This is a genomic window from Polynucleobacter sp. AM-26B4 (assembly GCF_018882285.1).
Classification (GTDB): domain Bacteria; phylum Pseudomonadota; class Gammaproteobacteria; order Burkholderiales; family Burkholderiaceae; genus Polynucleobacter.
Genome location: NZ_JACVOT010000001.1, coordinates 176,715 through 193,818, shown reverse-complemented (window position 1 = coordinate 193,818; position 17,104 = coordinate 176,715). Strand labels below are relative to the sequence as shown.

Genomic DNA, 17,104 nt, shown 5'->3' with positions numbered 1-17,104 from the left:
CATTGATTTGGGCGTATCCCGCCTGAGTTGATAGCCCGGCCAAAAGCCGGGCTTTTTTACATCATCAATTCTTGAATCTAAACTCTTTAGAGATTTGGTTTTTATGATTTATTGGGGTAATCCACTTGAGACTCCCAAGATGCTTGAATGAACGCTGGTAATTTTATGCATTCATCAAATACTTGTTGAATCTTTGTGAAGTTACTTAGATCACAGTTGCTTGCTTTGGCGTTCATGATCTGCGGAATCAAGCACACATCTGCCATGCTGACTTCATCACCAAGACAGAATTTTCCTTGGCGTGCTTGTGTTGATAATGTTTTTTCTATGCCAGCCAATCCATTTTCAAGCCAATGTTTGGTCCATGAGCTTTTCTGATCGTCACTGAGCTTTAATTCTTTGTGCAAGTATTTCATCACCCGCAAATTATTCAAAGGATGAATATCACAAGCGATGTCCATGCTCAAGGCTCTGACCCAGGCTCGCTCCTCAATATTCTTTGGTAACAAGGCAGGTGTTGGATGAGCTTCCTCTAAGAACTCAATGATGGCCAGTGATTGGCGCAGAACATGAGAGCCATGCTCTAGAACGGGGACCAGATCCTGGGGGTTTTTGGCTGAGTAGCTTGGCAAGTGCTGTTCGCCGCCTTGCTTTAAAAGATCAACAGGAATGACCTCATGGCTGAGGTTTTTGAGGTTGAGCGCAATTCTGACTCTAAAAGCCGCTGAGCTTCGCCAATAGCTAAATAATTTGATGTCCATGAGTCATTCATTGTTCAAGTTTTACTCAGTTTATATCTAGAAAAGGTTTTCGTCTTTTTCTGAATTAAGCGAAAATACCCCCATGAATACAAATTGTCCTTTGTGCACCTCTGATGGTGGTGAGTTAATCTGGAAAAATCACGAGTTACGTGTCATTTTGGCCAATGAGCCAGATTTACCTGGCTTTTGTCGCGTGGTTTGGAATGAGCACGTCGCTGAGATGAGTGATTTGAGTCTGGATCAGCGTGGACGTTTATTGCACATCATGTTCTTAATTGAAAAGACTATGCGAGATGTCATGCAGCCTGACAAAGTGAACCTCGCTGCTTTGGGGAACATGGTGCCTCATCTTCATTGGCACATCATCCCTAGATTCAAAGAAGATGTGTTCTTTCCAGGATCTGCTTGGTCTGAGAAACAAAGAGAAAGTAATGCTGCGCATCTTCAAAAACAGTTGGTCAAGGTGCCTGTGATGGTCAAGCGTTTGCAAGATCTCTTGGGTCACGCTCAAAGGTAAAAGCTTGTGATGAATCCACAAAAACGATTGGCTTTTTTTGAAGCACTGAAAAGCAATAATCCCAAGCCGACCACGGAACTTGAGTACACCACGCCTTTTGAATTGTTGGCGGCTGTTTTATTGTCAGCGCAAGCAACAGATGTGTCAGTTAATAAAGGTACCAGAGTTCTTTTTCCAGTAGCCAATACCCCTGAAGCAATTCATGCTCTTGGTGTTGATGGCTTGATACCTTACATTCAGCACATTGGATTATTCAAAACCAAAGCCAAACATTTGATAGAAACCTGTCGTCTCTTGATCGAGCGCCACGGTGGAGTGGTTCCTGAAGATAGGGAAGCTCTAGAAGCACTGCCAGGAGTTGGTAGAAAAACAGCGAACGTGATTTTGAACACAGCCTTTGGTCATCCAACCATGGCAGTTGATACGCACATCTTCAGAGTATCGAACAGAACTGGATTAGCTCCAGGCAAAGATGTCTTAGCAGTTGAGATGGCATTGTTAAAGCGAGTGCCCAAGGATTATTTGATTGATGCTCATCATTGGTTGATTTTGCATGGTCGCTACACTTGCAAAGCCAGAAGCCCTGATTGTGCAAAATGCATTGTTGAGCCATTATGCTCATTCAAAGAAAAGAATTTCTCCATATGAGTTTGTTTAATCCTAGCAAAGAAGAAGTCAGGCAATTTTTTTGTGAGGCCTGGGCCAAGCAACAGCGCTCTGGCATTCTCACGCCCATGGAATCAATCGCGGCTAGATGGATGGTGGAGCATCCTGAGTATCACGGCATCTTGAGTGATCTTGAATCTGCCAAAGAAGCTGAGTACACGCCTGAAAAAGGACAAACCAATCCTTTCTTACACCTATCCATGCACATGTCGATTACTGAGCAGGTGCAAATTGATCAGCCACCGGGTATTCGTGAAGCCAGTAAGCAATTGTCAATCAAATTAGATTCTGAACATGAGGCGCAGCACAGAATTATGGAATGTTTGGGACAAGTTCTTTGGAATGCTCAAAGAGATGGAACTCCACCAGACATGGTGGCTTATGTTGAAGCCATTAAAAAATTAGCTTAGTGTTGCCTGTCTAGCAATCCAGGTATTTAGCTAGATGACTGAAGCTTTTCTTGAGCTCTGGCCATAGCTGCTGCAATGATGGCGCGCTTGCGTTCAATCTCAGATTTTTCATCTTCAGTTTTCGCGCTTTCAAGATCAAGAGCCTTGGCTTTATTTTTAGCCTTGAGAGCCAGACGGCGAACATTGTCTAGTTCTTCGCGTTCCAATCTCTTTTCACGAGACTCATAACGATTTCTAGCTAGGTCAGCTAGCTCTTGACTCCAGGCATCCCAGCCAGTTGCTTTTCCAGTGACAGGAACCATGGTGATGCAATCAACTGGGCAGGGTGGAATGCACAGATCACATCCCGTGCACCATTCATCAATCACCACATGCATTTGCTTTGATGCTCCGACGATGGCATCAACCGGGCAAGCCTGAATGCAAAGCGTACAACCAATGCATGCCTTTGATTCAATCAGAGCAACTGAGCGAGGGCGCTCTTCACCATTGTGAGGATTGAGTTTTAAAACTTCTTTCTTGAGTATTTTTGCTAGACGTGCAATGCCTTCTTGTCCGCCAGGAGGGCACTGATTATGTGGAGCTTCGCCATTGGATATGGCATTGGCATAAGCCCTGCAATCAGGGTAGCCACATTTGGTGCATTGAGTTTGAGGAAGTGCGGCTAATAGACGATCCGATAGGTCATCAAGACCGTCTATGGCTTTATGCATTCTTTGAGGCTGATTTTTTGGAAGCTACTTTTTTAACAGCAGGTTTTTTGACCGCTCTTTGAACAACTGCTTTACTTCCCTTGATAGCGTGTTTGCGAATGAATTGTCCAACTTCTGGATAAACCATTTCGCGCCAACGACGACCAGAGAAAATACCGTAGTGACCAGCACCTTTGACTTCGAAGTGCTGTTTTTTACTATCAGGAATGTTTTTACATAAACCGTGAGCAGCTTTTGTTTGGCCGCTTCCAGAAATATCATCTAACTCGCCTTCGATGGTTAAGAGGGCGGTGCCTTTGATATCTTGAGGCTTGACCAGTTTGCCACCCACTACCCACTTACCAGTTGGTAGAGCATGGTCTTGGAAAACAGTTTTGATGGTGTCTAGATAATAGGCTGCATCCATGTCTAATACTGCGTTGTATTCATCATAGAACTTGATATGAGCTTGAGCATCTTGCTTATCGCCCTTGACCAAGTCCTGGAAATAATCCCAATGAGATTGAACGTGGCGATCTGGGTTCATCGCAACAAAACCAGTGTGCTGAAGGAAGCCAGGGTAAACACGACGTCCTGCGCCAGGATGTGGAGGAGGTACTGTGAACACCACATTGTTTTCAAACCATTCAAATGATTTGTTGGTGGCAGTTGAGTTCACCATGGTCGGGCTCTTGCGAGCATCAATCGGACCACCCATCATCGTCATGGTTCTTGGAGTTACTTCACCATTCGAAGCCATCAATGAGATAGCGCCTAATACCGGTACCGTTGGCTGACAAACGGATAAAACGTTCAAATCTTTTGCGCCAATTTCACGAATAAAGTCTTGAACGTAATGAACGTAGTCATCCAAAGAGAAGCTGCCGTCCTCAAGAGGAACCAAGCGAGCATCCACCCAATCAGTGATGTAAACCTTGTGATTTTGTAGCAAGGTACGAACTGTGTCGCGCAAAAGGGTGGAGTGGTGGCCTGATAAAGGTGCCACGATCAAGACCACGGGATCTTCCTTGAGTTTCTTAATGACATTCACGTCATCAGAAAAGCGTTTAAAACGAACTAACTTACAAAATGGTTTATCAACAACCGTGAATTCGTTGATGGCAACATTCTTACCGTGGGCCATCACCGTTTTAATTTTGAACTCTGGCTTCTCGTATTCCTTACCTAGGCGGTATAGAAGCTCATATCCTGCAGCGATTCTGGTTGCTGAAGGAAGTAATGAAAGTGGGTTGCTGGGATTAACAAAGGTCTTTGCGGTTGCTTGAGCCCATGCTGTCAAAGGTTGAAGCAAGGCTTTCTGGAACTCTTGATATTGATAAAGCATTAGTTAATCTCCCGAAATCTAAAAATGTCCAAAACGGAGTTAAGGACTGATGTGCCATTAGGCACTTTTTACATTAGCTAGATTATCCCTAAAAATATCGATTTGTGCAATGCAACATTTTGATGCTCTGAGCACCAAAATGTTGTCTAAGACATTGATTTTATTAGCTTATAAAACTGAGGCCATCGCCTTAGCCACGCCATCAATATTTTTGCTATTGAGGGCTGCAACGCAGATACGACCGGTAGAAACAGCGTAAATGCCGTATTCCTCACGTAGACGATCCACCTGATCTGATGTCAAACCAGAATAGGAGAACATGCCTCTTTGGTCATTAACGAAGCCAAAATCACGTTTTGCACCAGCTTGAGCCAATTTAGTGACCAAAGAATTGCGCATTAATTTGATGCGATCGCGCATTTCTGCCAATTCTTGCTCCCACATGGCGCGCAATTCTGGGGTGTTTAGGACGGTTGCAACCACCGTACCACCATGAATCGCCGGATTTGAGTAATTTGTACGAATCACACGCTTTAACTGTGACATCACGCGGGTTGACTCATCTTTACTCTCAGTGACGATGGATAGGGCACCAACGCGCTCACCGTACAAAGAGAAAGACTTGGAAAATGAGCTAGAAACAAAGAAACAAAGGCCAGAGTCGGCAAACAAACGAACTGCTGCGCCGTCTTGATCAATGTTATCGGCAAAGCCTTGATAAGCCATGTCCAAGAAAGGAATCAATTGCTTGGCTTTACAAATTTGCACAATTTGCTTCCATTGATCCACGGACATGTCAGCACCGGTTGGGTTGTGGCAGCAAGCGTGTAACAAAACCACTGATTTGGCTGGAAGAGCCTCTAAAGACTTCACCATGCCTGTAAAGTTCACGCCACGGGTCTCAGGGTCGTAATACGTGTAGTTTTGAACTGGGAAGCCAGCATTTTCAAAAATACCGCGGTGGTTTTCCCAGCTAGGATCGCTGATAGCCACCACTGCATTAGGTTCTAAGCGTTTGATGAAGTCAGCACCAATCTTTAATGCACCTGTGCCACCAACTGCTTGGGCAGTCACAACACGGCCAGAGGCCAAAATTGCAGAGTCTTTGCCAAACAAAAGGTTCTGTACCCCCTGGTTGTAGGCTGCAATGCCTTCAATGGCCAGGTAGCCACGGGCAGCTGATTTTTCCATCATGATCTTTTCTGCAGCTTGTACAGCACGCAACAATGGGATCTTTCCATCATCGGTGAAATACACGCCAACCCCAAGATTTACCTTGGTTGCACGGCTATCAGAGTTGTAGGCTTCATTGAGGCCAAGAATAGGGTCACGGGGGGCAAGTTCGACGTTTGAAAAGAGGCTCATAGTATGAAATATGTCAGAAAGTTCAAGCAAGCCTAGAATGATAGCCGAGATGCCAAAAAAGACAGAAAAAAAATCAGAAATTGACGCTTCGAGCCCAGCAGAAAACATCATTCGTTTTCCGGGTTCACCGTTCCTGCTTCATCAGCCATTTCCGCCGGCCGGAGATCAGCCGGAGGCCATTGCTCAGTTGGTGGAGGGGATTGAAGATGGTTTGATTTATCAAACTCTTTTGGGTGTCACTGGTTCAGGTAAGACCTACACTATGGCTAATACGATTGCACGCTTGGGTCGCCCAGCCATCATTTTTGCCCCTAATAAAACACTCGCCGCACAGCTTTATAGTGAGTTCAGAGAATTCTTTCCGCAAAATGCCGTTGAGTATTTTGTGAGTTACTACGACTATTACCAGCCTGAAGCTTATGTGCCAACCAGAGATCTTTTCATTGAAAAAGATTCTTCGATCAATGAGCACATTGAGCAAATGAGACTGTCAGCCACCAAGAGTCTTTTAGAAAGACGTGACACGATCATCGTTTCAACTGTTTCTGCCATTTACGGTATTGGTAATCCGGGCGATTACCATCAGATGGTTTTAACTGTCCGTCAGGGGGATAAGTTAACCCAACGCGACATCGTGACACGCTTGATCGCCATGCAGTACGAGCGCAATGACGTAGATTTTTCAAGGGGTACTTTCCGAGTTCGAGGCGATACCATCGACGTGTTCCCAGCGGAACACAATGAGCTGGCCGTGCGCATTGATTTATTTGATGACACGGTGGACAGTCTCCAATTTTTTGATCCATTGACCGGCAGAATTCGTCAACGCATTCCACGTTTCACAATCTATCCAGGTTCGCACTACGTGACCCCTCGTGAAACTGTCTTGCGTGCGATTGAAACCATCAAAGCAGAATTGCGTGAACGTTTAGATTTCTACGTCAAAGAAGGTAAGCTGGTCGAAGCTCAGCGATTAGAGCAACGCACACGTTTTGATCTTGAAATGTTGTCAGAGTTAGGTTTCTGTAAAGGCATTGAAAACTATTCAAGACACTTGTCGGGCGCCAAACCAGGCGAAGCACCACCGACATTGGTTGATTACTTGCCACCTGATGCCTTGATGTTCTTGGATGAGAGTCACGTTCTGATAGGTCAATTGAACGGCATGTACAACGGCGATAAGGCTCGTAAATCAACCTTGGTTGATTATGGCTTCCGCTTGCCATCAGCGATGGACAACCGACCCCTGAAGTTTGAAGAGTTTGAAAAGAAGATGAGACAAGTTATTTTTGTCTCAGCCACTCCAGCGGCCTATGAAGCACAGCATGCCGACAAAGTGGTCGAGCAGGTGGTCAGGCCGACCGGTCTTGTGGATCCTTTGATTGATGTTAGACCGGCATCCACTCAAGTGGATGATGTACTGAGCGAAATTCATGCGCGCATCAAAGTGGGTGAGCGTGTGTTGATCACGACTTTAACGAAACGCATGTCAGAGCAGTTGACTGATTTCATGTCAGATAACGGCATCAAAGTGCGTTATCTGCACTCTGATATTGATACCGTTGAACGCGTCGAAATATTAAGAGATTTACGTTTGGGTGTTTTTGACGTATTGATTGGTATCAACCTCTTGCGCGAGGGCTTGGATATTCCAGAAGTTTCTTTGGTGGCGATTTTGGATGCTGACAAGGAAGGTTTCTTGCGCTCAGAGAGAAGCTTGATTCAGACGATTGGTCGCGCAGCCAGAAACGTCAACGGCAAAGCCATTTTGTACGCTGACAAAATGACTGACTCAATGAAGAAGGCCATTGGAGAGACAGAACGTCGCAGAACCAAGCAAACCGAGTTCAATAAACTTCATGGCATTACTCCTAAGGGGGTTGTGAAGCGCATTAAAGATATCATTGATGGCGTTTATGACGTTGATGAGAAACGTCAAGAGCTAAAATACGAACAAGAAAAAGCTCACTATGAAGATATGAGCGAAAAACAATTGGCCAAAGAAATTAAACAGCTGGAAAAACTGATGGTTGATCACGCTAAAAATCTTGAATTTGAAAAAGCAGCACAAACAAGAGATCAACTTCTGAAGTTAAAGGCCATGGTTTTTGGTGCTGAGTTACACGACACAATTCAATTGAATGGAAATTAGGCATGTTTGGTTTTAAAGATTTTCGCCGTTTGTGGGCGCGCTGGAAAGAATCAAGAGATGCCTCGCAAGCATTAGATACTTTGTTGCTCGTGCCAGATGACACTACCGACTTGGCTGACCGCAATCGCTGGGTGGTTGAGTTAGCGTATTGGTTGCGTCGCACGGAAAAATCAACAAAAAATAAACCGGCTCCTATTCCAGAGGGTCATCCAGAGCATGCGCGCTTAAGATCATTTTTAAAAATCCTTGAGCAAAGACCAGATGTCAAATTAAAGGTTGCCAAGTTAATCCGCAGTGTTTTGCGAGATAACGATGCACTTTCATTGCTTTGTGACACAGGGGTTGCTACAAAGCCTAGTTTTTGGGGAGAGATCACTGAGCGTTTGCGCAATCATTTGATTTCACCGCCACCGAACAAACCAGAACTCACAGTTTTATTTGCTCTTGGCTTTGTTGGCCCACATGATGCTTCTTGGGTTCATGATCTAGATGATGATTTGTTGCGCTCACTCCATGACTTGACTCATTACCAAGAAGATAACTCTGGCATCAACACCATGTTCAAAGACATGGCTGAAGCCATCATGATCTTGATCAGTTATATCAGTTCTGCTGGGTTGAGTTATTCAGTTAGATCAAGACTGCGTGGTGTGAGTGGTCAGGATTCACCTTTTTATCGCTTAGGTAAATTGGCTGAGAACATTCTTAAGGCTGAGCCTCGCTTAAGTGATGCTACATATCAAGCCACACTCAAAGAGTTCCAAGATGTATTGAATGCTTGTTACATTGCGTGCGATGATGTTTATGCTCATCTTGATGAGAATGGCGTTTCAGTGGAAACAGTTTTTCAAGTTGAGACCATGCGTTTGCGTCTCTCAAGAGTTGAAAAATTACTGGAGGCTTGGCTTCATCGTGATCAAGTGCAATTGTTTGCCAAGATAACGGCTGATTTGATCCTCACTGTTCAGGGCCATCGAAGCATCAAGCGCCTCGCAGAGCAAACATTTGCATTGCTATCAAGAAAAATGGTCGAGCGCAGTGCGGAAACGGGCGATCATTACATCGCTGGTAGTCGCAAAGAATATTTTTCAATGCTCAAAAAGTCACTGGGTGGTGGCGCCATTATTTCGGGCACAGTTTATTTGAAGTTTTTAATCACCAATCTTGGTTTGGTTCGTTTCTTTGAAAATATTCTTTTAACCGCTAACTACGCCATTAGCTTTTTATTGATTCAATTTGCTAACTTCACTTTGGCAACCAAGCAACCCGCTATGACGGCTCCAGCTTTGGCGCAGTTATTAGACGACGTCAAAAGTAAAGAAGGCCTAGATCGTTTTGTTGATCGAGCCATGGCTTTGATGAGATCTCAGGCAGCTTCTATTTTTGGTAACTTGGCCATGGTGGTTCCTGTGGTGATTGCTATCCAGGTGTGCATCATCTTATTGATGGGTCACCCAACCATGAACCCAAGCAAGGCCACTCATATTTTCGATACTGTTTCACCATTCAGTGCGGCATTTTTATTTGCCGCTTTCACGGGCGTGCTTTTATGGCTCTCCAGTGTGATTGCTGGTCTGATAGATAACTGGTTTGTTTTGCATCGTATACAAGATGTGATTCGTTACAACCGCAGAATCACCATGGTGTTTGGCGACATCAGAGCTGCAAGGTGGGGGCAGTGGTGGAGAGACAATATTTCAATTGTTGCGGCTAACGTTTCCTTGGGCTTTTTGCTGATTTACGGACCAACCTTTTTAGGTTTCTTAGGGATTGGCATGGAAATCCGACACATCACGCTTTCTGCTGGGCAGTTTGCAGCAGCTGCCACGGCTCTTGGGTGGAAAACATTCATGATGTCTGGCTTCTGGTTGGGTATTTTTGGTGTTTTATTGATTGGTGCCTTCAATGTCTTGGTCAGCTTCTCTTTGGCTTTCAATATGGCTTTGAGATCAAGAGATCTGCCTACTTTGGATAGAAGGCGCCTCTATGTGGCTGTTAGACGCCGAATCAAGTCTGACTTCAAGTCACTGCTTCTTCCGCCTAAGTAATTGATTTTTATTGTTTATTTATCAATAGGGTGGGCTTTATTTAGTACTTGAGCAGTTTAATTGGGTATCTGATAAACTTGAGCACAAGAGTCAGGTATTAAACGTTTCAACAACCCAATATTGATGAGGTAAGAGATGAGACTAACAACCAAAGGACGTTTCGCTGTCACTGCAATGATTGATTTAGCCCTGCGCGAATCTCATGGACCAGTAACACTTGCCGGTATTAGCCAAAGACAACATATTTCATTGTCTTATTTAGAGCAGTTATTTGGAAAATTAAGACGCTTTGACATTGTTGAAAGTACACGTGGACCAGGGGGCGGTTACACCTTGGCGCGCAGAGCTGATCAAGTCACAGTGGCTGACATCATCATTGCTGTTGATGAGCCATTGGATGCGACACAGTGTGGTGGCAAAGGTAATTGCCGTGGTGAAGATGCCGGTCATGGCCGTTGTATGACTCATGACTTGTGGACCAGTTTGAATCAAAAGATGGTTGAGTATTTGAGCTCAGTGTCATTGGCTGATTTGGTCAAGCAACAAGAAGGCAGAGTTCGCGTTGGTGAGATCCGTGAGAGCAAGATAAAAATTGAAGCTCCAAGAGCCTCTAAGACGTCTGCTGCAAGCGCCAAGAAAGAAGTTGAAGCCAAGAAAAAGCCTTTGGCAAATTCAGTGTTCACTTTTGCCCAGCAAATTAATTGATATTAGATGCAGTCACAGAATAAATAAAAAGATATTGAGATAAAAGGAAACAAACATGTCATCACCTAAACCAGTACCTATGTTTAGTCCAGAGCACTTCCCAATTTACATGGACTACTCAGCCACAACACCAATCGACCCAAGAGTGGTCGATGTGATGATTCCTTATCTTCGCGAACAGTTCGGTAACCCAGCATCACGCAGTCATGCTTATGGTTGGAGTGCTGAAGAAGCTGTTGAGAATGCTCGCGCAGAAGTTGCAAAATTGGTAGGTGCAGATCCGAGAGAAATCGTGTGGACCAGTGGCGCTACTGAAAGTAATAACTTGGCTATCAAGGGTGCAGCTCACTTCTACAAAGAAAAAGGCAAGCACATCATCACAGTTAAAACAGAACACAAGGCAGTGTTAGATACTTGTCGTGAGTTAGAGCGTGAAGGGTATGAAGTTACTTACCTTGATGTGTTGCCAAATGGTTTGATTGATTTTGAAAAATTCAAAGCGGCTGTTCGCCCTGACACCATCGTTGTTTCTGTGATGTTTGTAAATAATGAAATTGGTGTGATTCAAGACATTGCCAAGATCGGTGAGTTCTGTCGCGAGAAGGGCATTGTGTTTCACGTAGATGCAGCCCAGGCCACAGGCAAGGTTGCGATTGATTTGCAAACCCTCAAAGTTGACTTGATGAGCTTTTGTGCTCACAAAACATACGGACCAAAGGGCGTGGGTGCTTTATTTGTGCGCCGTAAACCACGTATTCGTATCGAAGCTCAAATGCATGGTGGTGGTCATGAGCGCGGCATGCGTTCAGGTACTTTACCTACGCATCAATTGGTTGGTATGGGCGAATGCTTCCGCATTGCTCGTGAAGAAATGGCCACTGAAAACGAACGCATTCGTATGCTAAGAGATCGTTTGTGGAATGGCTTGAACCAAATCGAAGAGGTGTACCTCAACGGTGACATGGATCAGCGCATTCCTCATAACTTGAACATCAGCTTTAACTATGTTGAAGGTGAGTCAATGATCATGGCCTTGAAAGACATCGCTGTGTCATCAGGCTCTGCATGTACTTCAGCATCATTGGAGCCATCTTATGTATTGAGATCATTGGGTCGCAATGATGAATTGGCGCACAGCTCAATTCGCTTCACGATCGGACGCTTTACAACAGTAGAAGATGTTGATTTCACCATTGAATTGGTCAAAGGCAAAATCGCAAAATTGAGAGATTTGTCACCGTTATGGGAAATGTACAAAGATGGCATTGATCTAAACACGATCCAATGGGCTGCACATTAATTTTTATTGATTAATTAATAGTATTTAAAAGATAACTGAGAAAGTAACTGAGGAAATAAAATGGCATACAGTGAAAAAGTAATTGAGCATTATGAAAACCCACGCAACGTTGGATCATTTGAAAAAGGTGATGATCACGTTGGTACAGGTATGGTTGGTGCGCCAGCTTGCGGCGACGTGATGAAACTACAAATCCGCGTGAATGACCAAGGCATCATTGAAGATGCTAAGTTCAAAACTTATGGTTGTGGTTCAGCGATTGCCTCATCTTCTTTGGTAACAGAGTGGGTGAAAGGTAAGACTTTGGATCAAGCGCTTGAAATCAAGAACGCTGCCATTGCTGAAGAGTTGGCTTTGCCACCAGTAAAAATTCACTGCTCTATCTTGGCTGAAGACGCCATCAAAGCAGCGGTGGCTGACTACAAAGAAAAGCACGCTAAATAATCATGGCCATTACTCTGACAGAGAAAGCTGCTAAGCACATCACGCGTTATATCGAGCGTCGTGGCAAAGGCGTTGGCTTGCGTCTTGGGGTGAGAACAACGGGTTGTTCAGGGCTGGCTTATCAACTTGAATATGTTGATGAAATCCTGCCTGAAGACACTATGTTTGAATCTCTAGGGGTCAAAGTGTATGTTGATCCTAAGAGTTTGGCTTATTTGGATGGCACAGAGCTTGATTATGTGCGCGAAGGCCTGAACGAGGGATTTAAGTTCCAAAATCCTAATGTAAAAGATGAGTGTGGTTGTGGCGAATCTTTCAGGGTTTGATGATTACTTTGTCTTATTTCAGCTAAAGCCACAATTTAAGATTGATAGGCAGGCTTTGGAGTCTGCTTATTTAACTGTGCAACAGAAGGTTCATCCTGATATGCACGCTCAGGCCAGTGATTCTGATAAACGCGTCTCGATGCAGTTATCAGCTTTGGCGAACTCAGCCTACCGAACGCTCATGAACCCCATTCAAAGGGGTTTGTACATGTGTTCAAGAAATGGGGTTGATCCTCAGTTAGAAACAAATACTGCGATGCCTGCTCAATTTTTGATGCAGCAGATGGAATGGCGAGAGACTTTGGATGATGTCAGAGATCAGCCCTCTAAATTGGATGAGTTGTACAAAGAAGTAGAACAAACAAGAGTGAATTTATTAAAAGAAGTAGAGCTTGCAATTGATGAGGCCAATGATTTTGACTTGGCAGCAAAGCAATTACGAGCTTTATTGTTCATTGATAAATTCGGTGCAGAACTAGAAGACGCAATATCAGCATAAAAAATAATTAAAAATATGGCCTTATTACAAATTGCCGAACCTGGTCAATCACTTGCTCCTCATCAGCGCCGCATCGCTGTTGGTATAGATTTAGGAACTACCAATTCTTTGGTCGCTGCCATGAAAAATGCTTTGCCTGAGGTTTTAGCTGATGAGCAGGGAAGAAAGTTGTTGCCTTCTGTGATTCGTTACTTGCCTGGCGGTACAACTCAAGCAGGGTATCAAGCTTTACAAAACGCCAATGGCGATCCAAAAAACACCATTATTTCTGTGAAGCGTTTCATGGGCAGGGGTCTTAGTGACATTCAGCATGCTCAAACCATGCCTTATGAGTTTGTTGATGCTCCTGGCATGCTCAAGATTAAAACAGTCTCTGGCGAAAAAAGCCCGGTTGAAGTTTCTGCAGAAATTCTAGCCAGATTACGTCAACGCGCTGAAGACTCTTTTGATGATGAAATCGTTGGTGCTGTGATCACGGTACCAGCTTACTTTGATGATGCTCAACGTCAAGCCACCAAAGATGCGGCTAAATTGGCGGGCATTGAGGTTTTGCGACTCTTGAATGAGCCAACAGCTGCTGCTATTGCATACGGCTTAGATAACGCCTCCGAAGGCTTGTATGCTGTGTATGACTTGGGTGGTGGAACATTTGATATTTCGATTTTGCGTTTAAGCAAAGGTGTTTTTGAGGTGCTATCCACAGGTGGAGATTCTGCCTTGGGTGGCGATGACTTCGATCATCGTTTGTATTGCTGGGTTTTAGAGCAGGCAAAGTTACAGTTACTGTCCGATAAGGACACTCGCTTATTACTCACGGCATCCAAAGAAGTTAAAGAGCAGTTGAGTAAAAATCCATTGGCGCGCGTGCATGCGACTCTGAGTGATGGCACAGCGATTAACGTTGGCATCAGTCAGGCTCAGTTCTTTGAGTTAACTCAACACTTGGTTAACAAAACTTTAATGGCTGCTAAGAAGGCTCTTAGAGACGCTGGCTTGACTGCAGAAGAAATCAAGGGTGTGGTCATGGTTGGTGGTGCCACTCGCATGCCTCATGTTCAAAGAGCAGTTGGTGAGTTATTTGGTCAGACACCATTGACTAATTTAGATCCCGATCAAGTGGTGGCCATGGGTGCTGCGATGCAGGCCGATTTATTGGCAGGCAATCAGCAAAAAGGCGATGAGTGGTTGCTCTTGGATGTGATTCCACTTTCTTTAGGTGTTGAAACTATGGGTGGTTTGGTTGAAAAAATCATTCCACGCAATACCCCGATTCCAGTAGCAAGAGCTCAAGATTTCACGACCTTCAGAGATGGTCAGACGGCATTGGCTGTTCACGTCTTACAGGGTGAGCGCGAGGTCGTTGATCACTGCCGATCATTGGCTAAATTTGAACTCAGAGATATTCCTCCGATGGCTGCAGGTGCTGTCAGAATTCGGGTCACGTATCAGGTGGATGCAGATGGCTTGTTATCTGTGACTGCCAGAGAGCAACATTCAGGCGTTGAGGCTAACATCAATGTGAAGCCTTCTTATGGTCTTTCTGATGTGGACATCACCACCATGCTTCAAGACGGCTTTAGTCATGCTGCTGATGATGTGCAAGACAGAGCCCTCAGAGAAGAGTTGGTCGATGCAAAGCGTTTAATTGAAGCGGTCGATGCAGCTTTGGCGGAAGATCAGCATTTGCTTGATGAAGATGAGCTAGACATTATCAACCGCAAGTTAAAAGCGCTTAAAGAGTTAATTGCTTCAGCAAAAGACACTCAGGTCTTGAGACGTTCAGTTGAATCATTGTCAAAAGCAACTGATGATTTTGCTGCTCGTAGAATGAATGAAAGTATCAAAAAAGCTTTGTCCGGTAAAAAGATAGAAGAAATTTAATAGGAATTAAAAATGCCACAAATTGTTGTTCTTCCTCATGCTGATTATTGTCCTGAAGGTGCTGTGCTTGAGGCTTCTCCTGGTGCCACTATTTGTGAGGCATTATTAGAAAATGATATTGAAATCGAGCATGCATGTGAGATGTCATGTGCTTGTACAACTTGTCATGTGATTGTGCGTGAAGGTATGGCCAGCTTGAACCCATCCGATGAGGCTGAAGATGATTTGCTCGATCGAGCCTGGGGCTTATGTCCTCAATCACGCTTATCTTGCCAAGCAGTGGTTGCTCAGCAAAACTTGGTCATTGAGATACCTAAGTACTCAATCAACCATGCCAAAGAAAATCATTGATCTTCCGTATAAGAGATTGAAGTAAAGATAAGTCGAAGCAACAGATGTAAAAAAAGGGACCCTTGGGTCCCTTTTTGATTTCGCATCTTTTATTTAATCTTCTTTTCTCAAGTGTGGGAAAAGAATCACGTCTCTGATGTTTGGCGAGTCAGTGATCAACATCATCAAGCGATCGATACCAATGCCACAGCCACCAGTTGGAGGCATACCGTACTCTAAGGCGCGAATGAAGTCCGCATCAAAGTACATCGCTTCTTCGTCACCAGCTTCTTTTTGAGCAACTTGCGCATGAAAACGAGCGGCTTGATCTTCTGCATCATTTAACTCAGAGAAGCCATTGGCAATCTCACGGCCAGTGATGAATAACTCAAAGCGCTCTGTGATGCCTGGTCTCGTGTCAGATTCTCTGGCCAATGGGCTGACTTCAATAGGGTAGTCAATGATGTACGTTGGTTCCCATAGATGTTCTTCAGCAGTTGCTTCAAACAAAGCCAATTGAAGAGCTCCAAGACCAGCATTTTTAAGAGTTGGTCCATTGATGTCTTCACCAGATTTTTTAAGTTCTTGACGGACAAATTCTTTATCTTCCAATTGAGCCGCGGTGTACTGTTTTTTCGATAAAGGAGCGTACTTAAGAATTGCTTCAGCAATGGTTAAGCGTTGGAATGGCTTTGATAAATCCAAGGGCTTACCTTGGTAAGTCAAATTCGCAGTGCCCTGAGCATCAATCGCTGCTGCTCTGATGAGTTCTTCGGTGAAGGTCATGAGCCATTTGTAATCTGTGTAGGCTGCATAGAACTCCATCATCGTGAATTCTGGGTTGTGTCGTGGGCTGACACCCTCATTGCGGAAGTTTCTGTTAACTTCAAAAACGCGTTCAAAACCACCAACCACCAAACGCTTCAAATAAAGCTCTGGAGCTATGCGCAGATACATTTCCATATCTAGGGCATTGTGATGGGTGATGAATGGTTTTGCAGCTGCGCCACCTGGGATTGGGTGAAGCATCGGTGTTTCAACTTCCATGAATCCCGCATCTTGCATGTGATGACGTATTGAAGACATCGCTTTGCTGCGAGCCAAGAAGGTTTGACGTGTTTCTGGAGAAACAATCAAATCAACATAGCGTTGACGGTATTTCATTTCCTGATCTGAAAGACCGTGGAATTTATCAGGAAGAGGGCGCAATGATTTTGATAAAAGACGTAAATCTTTTACTAGGATTGATAGTTCACCTTTGTTGGTTTTGAAGATGACGCCTTCAGCAGCGATGAAGTCACCCATGTCCCAATGCTTGAAGGCATTGTGCGCATCAGCACTTGCATCAGCATCATTGATGTAAAACTGAATTTGACCCGTGCGATCTTGAACGGTCGCAAAGCTTGCTTTACCCATCACACGCTTGAGCATCATTCGACCAGCCACTTTGACCGTGATGTTTTTTTCAGCAAGCTGCTCTTTGCTTATTTCACCATAGTGCTCGTGTAAGTCGGCAGCATGATGTGTGGGTACAAAATCGTTGGGGAATGCCACACCATTTTTGCGCAATTGAGCTAATTTTTCGCGACGTTCTGCAATGATGTGATTTTCATCGACGATGGGCGTTTGTTCTTCTTGACTCATGATGTTTTCGCTAACAATT

17 protein-coding genes are annotated in these 17,104 nt (G+C 44.4%); 12 read left to right on the top strand and 5 right to left on the bottom strand.

The features are described from left to right. Positions 1-101 precede the first annotated feature (101 nt). Positions 102-755 (bottom strand): maleylacetoacetate isomerase, encoded by a 654-nt coding sequence (gene maiA / locus ICE88_RS00880; protein WP_216251688.1) that lies wholly within the window; start codon positions 753-755, stop codon positions 102-104. An 88-nt stretch (positions 756-843) separates the two neighbouring features. Here maiA and ICE88_RS00875 point away from each other — a divergent pair, with 88 nt between their 5' ends. Genes ICE88_RS00875 through ICE88_RS00865 form a run of 3 tightly spaced genes read left to right on the top strand, consistent with a single transcriptional unit; the run spans position 844 to position 2,354 of the window. Next, a complete protein-coding gene (locus tag ICE88_RS00875) occupies positions 844-1,278 on the top strand; it encodes an HIT family protein (RefSeq protein ID WP_216248481.1) in 435 nt (144 codons plus the stop codon). Between the two features lie 9 nt (positions 1,279-1,287). Beyond that, a complete protein-coding gene (gene nth, locus ICE88_RS00870; RefSeq protein WP_215291558.1) occupies positions 1,288-1,926 on the top strand; it encodes an endonuclease III in 639 nt (212 codons plus the stop codon). 2 nt (positions 1,927-1,928) lie between these two features. After that, positions 1,929-2,354 carry a DUF1841 family protein gene (locus ICE88_RS00865; protein ID WP_216251685.1) on the top strand — a complete coding sequence of 142 codons (426 nt, stop codon included), beginning with the start codon at positions 1,929-1,931 and terminating at the stop codon, positions 2,352-2,354. A 26-nt stretch (positions 2,355-2,380) separates the two neighbouring features. Here the strand turns inward: ICE88_RS00865 and rsxB are convergent, their stop codons facing one another. From rsxB to ICE88_RS00850, 3 genes are all read right to left on the bottom strand, one after another. Further along, positions 2,381-3,067, bottom strand: a complete 687-nt coding sequence (gene rsxB / locus ICE88_RS00860; RefSeq protein ID WP_216248479.1) for an electron transport complex subunit RsxB — start codon at positions 3,065-3,067, stop codon at positions 2,381-2,383. Continuing rightward, positions 3,060-4,391: a polyhydroxyalkanoate depolymerase gene (locus ICE88_RS00855; RefSeq protein WP_216248477.1), complete on the bottom strand. Its 1,332-nt coding sequence runs from the start codon at positions 4,389-4,391 to the stop codon at positions 3,060-3,062. The genes rsxB and ICE88_RS00855 overlap by 8 nt, the downstream gene beginning before the upstream one ends. Positions 4,392-4,559: 168 nt before the next feature. Further along, a complete protein-coding gene (locus ICE88_RS00850) occupies positions 4,560-5,756 on the bottom strand; it encodes an amino acid aminotransferase (RefSeq protein ID WP_216248475.1) in 1,197 nt (398 codons plus the stop codon). 49 nt (positions 5,757-5,805) lie between these two features. Between ICE88_RS00850 and uvrB the strand changes: the two genes are divergently transcribed. The 9 genes from uvrB to fdx all read left to right on the top strand — a co-directional run bounded on the left by uvrB (position 5,806) and on the right by fdx (position 15,462). Further along, a complete protein-coding gene (gene uvrB / locus ICE88_RS00845; protein WP_255535148.1) occupies positions 5,806-7,908 on the top strand; it encodes an excinuclease ABC subunit UvrB in 2,103 nt (700 codons plus the stop codon). A 2-nt stretch (positions 7,909-7,910) separates the two neighbouring features. After that, on the top strand, positions 7,911-9,956 hold the full coding sequence (locus tag ICE88_RS00840; protein ID WP_216248471.1) for a site-specific recombinase: 2,046 nt from the start codon (positions 7,911-7,913) through the stop codon (positions 9,954-9,956). Between the two features lie 135 nt (positions 9,957-10,091). Next, positions 10,092-10,661, top strand: coding sequence for a Fe-S cluster assembly transcription factor (locus ICE88_RS00835; protein ID WP_216248469.1), 570 nt, complete (start codon positions 10,092-10,094; stop codon positions 10,659-10,661). Positions 10,662-10,740: 79 nt separating this feature from the next. Further along, complete coding sequence (locus tag ICE88_RS00830) at positions 10,741-11,961, top strand: IscS subfamily cysteine desulfurase (protein WP_216251682.1); 1,221 nt, start codon at positions 10,741-10,743, stop codon at positions 11,959-11,961. Between the two features lie 60 nt (positions 11,962-12,021). Further along, on the top strand, positions 12,022-12,405 hold the full coding sequence (gene iscU / locus ICE88_RS00825; RefSeq protein WP_215291571.1) for a Fe-S cluster assembly scaffold IscU: 384 nt from the start codon (positions 12,022-12,024) through the stop codon (positions 12,403-12,405). A 2-nt stretch (positions 12,406-12,407) separates the two neighbouring features. Then, positions 12,408-12,731, top strand: coding sequence for an iron-sulfur cluster assembly protein IscA (iscA, locus tag ICE88_RS00820; protein WP_215291573.1), 324 nt, complete (start codon positions 12,408-12,410; stop codon positions 12,729-12,731). Further along, positions 12,697-13,230 (top strand): Fe-S protein assembly co-chaperone HscB, encoded by a 534-nt coding sequence (gene hscB / locus ICE88_RS00815; protein ID WP_216248467.1) that lies wholly within the window; start codon positions 12,697-12,699, stop codon positions 13,228-13,230. Before iscA ends, hscB begins: the two co-directional genes overlap by 35 nt. A 15-nt stretch (positions 13,231-13,245) precedes the next feature. Beyond that, positions 13,246-15,111, top strand: a complete 1,866-nt coding sequence (gene hscA, locus ICE88_RS00810; protein ID WP_216248465.1) for a Fe-S protein assembly chaperone HscA — start codon at positions 13,246-13,248, stop codon at positions 15,109-15,111. Between the two features lie 12 nt (positions 15,112-15,123). Further along, the gene (fdx, locus tag ICE88_RS00805; RefSeq protein WP_215291579.1) at positions 15,124-15,462 is read left to right on the top strand and encodes an ISC system 2Fe-2S type ferredoxin; all 339 of its coding nucleotides are present in this window, start codon (positions 15,124-15,126) and stop codon (positions 15,460-15,462) included. Positions 15,463-15,555: 93 nt separating this feature from the next. On the opposite strand, the gene lysS is transcribed toward fdx, so the two are convergent. Next, positions 15,556-17,085 carry a lysine--tRNA ligase gene (gene lysS / locus ICE88_RS00800; protein WP_216248463.1) on the bottom strand — a complete coding sequence of 510 codons (1,530 nt, stop codon included), beginning with the start codon at positions 17,083-17,085 and terminating at the stop codon, positions 15,556-15,558. Positions 17,086-17,104: the final 19 nt, after the last annotated feature.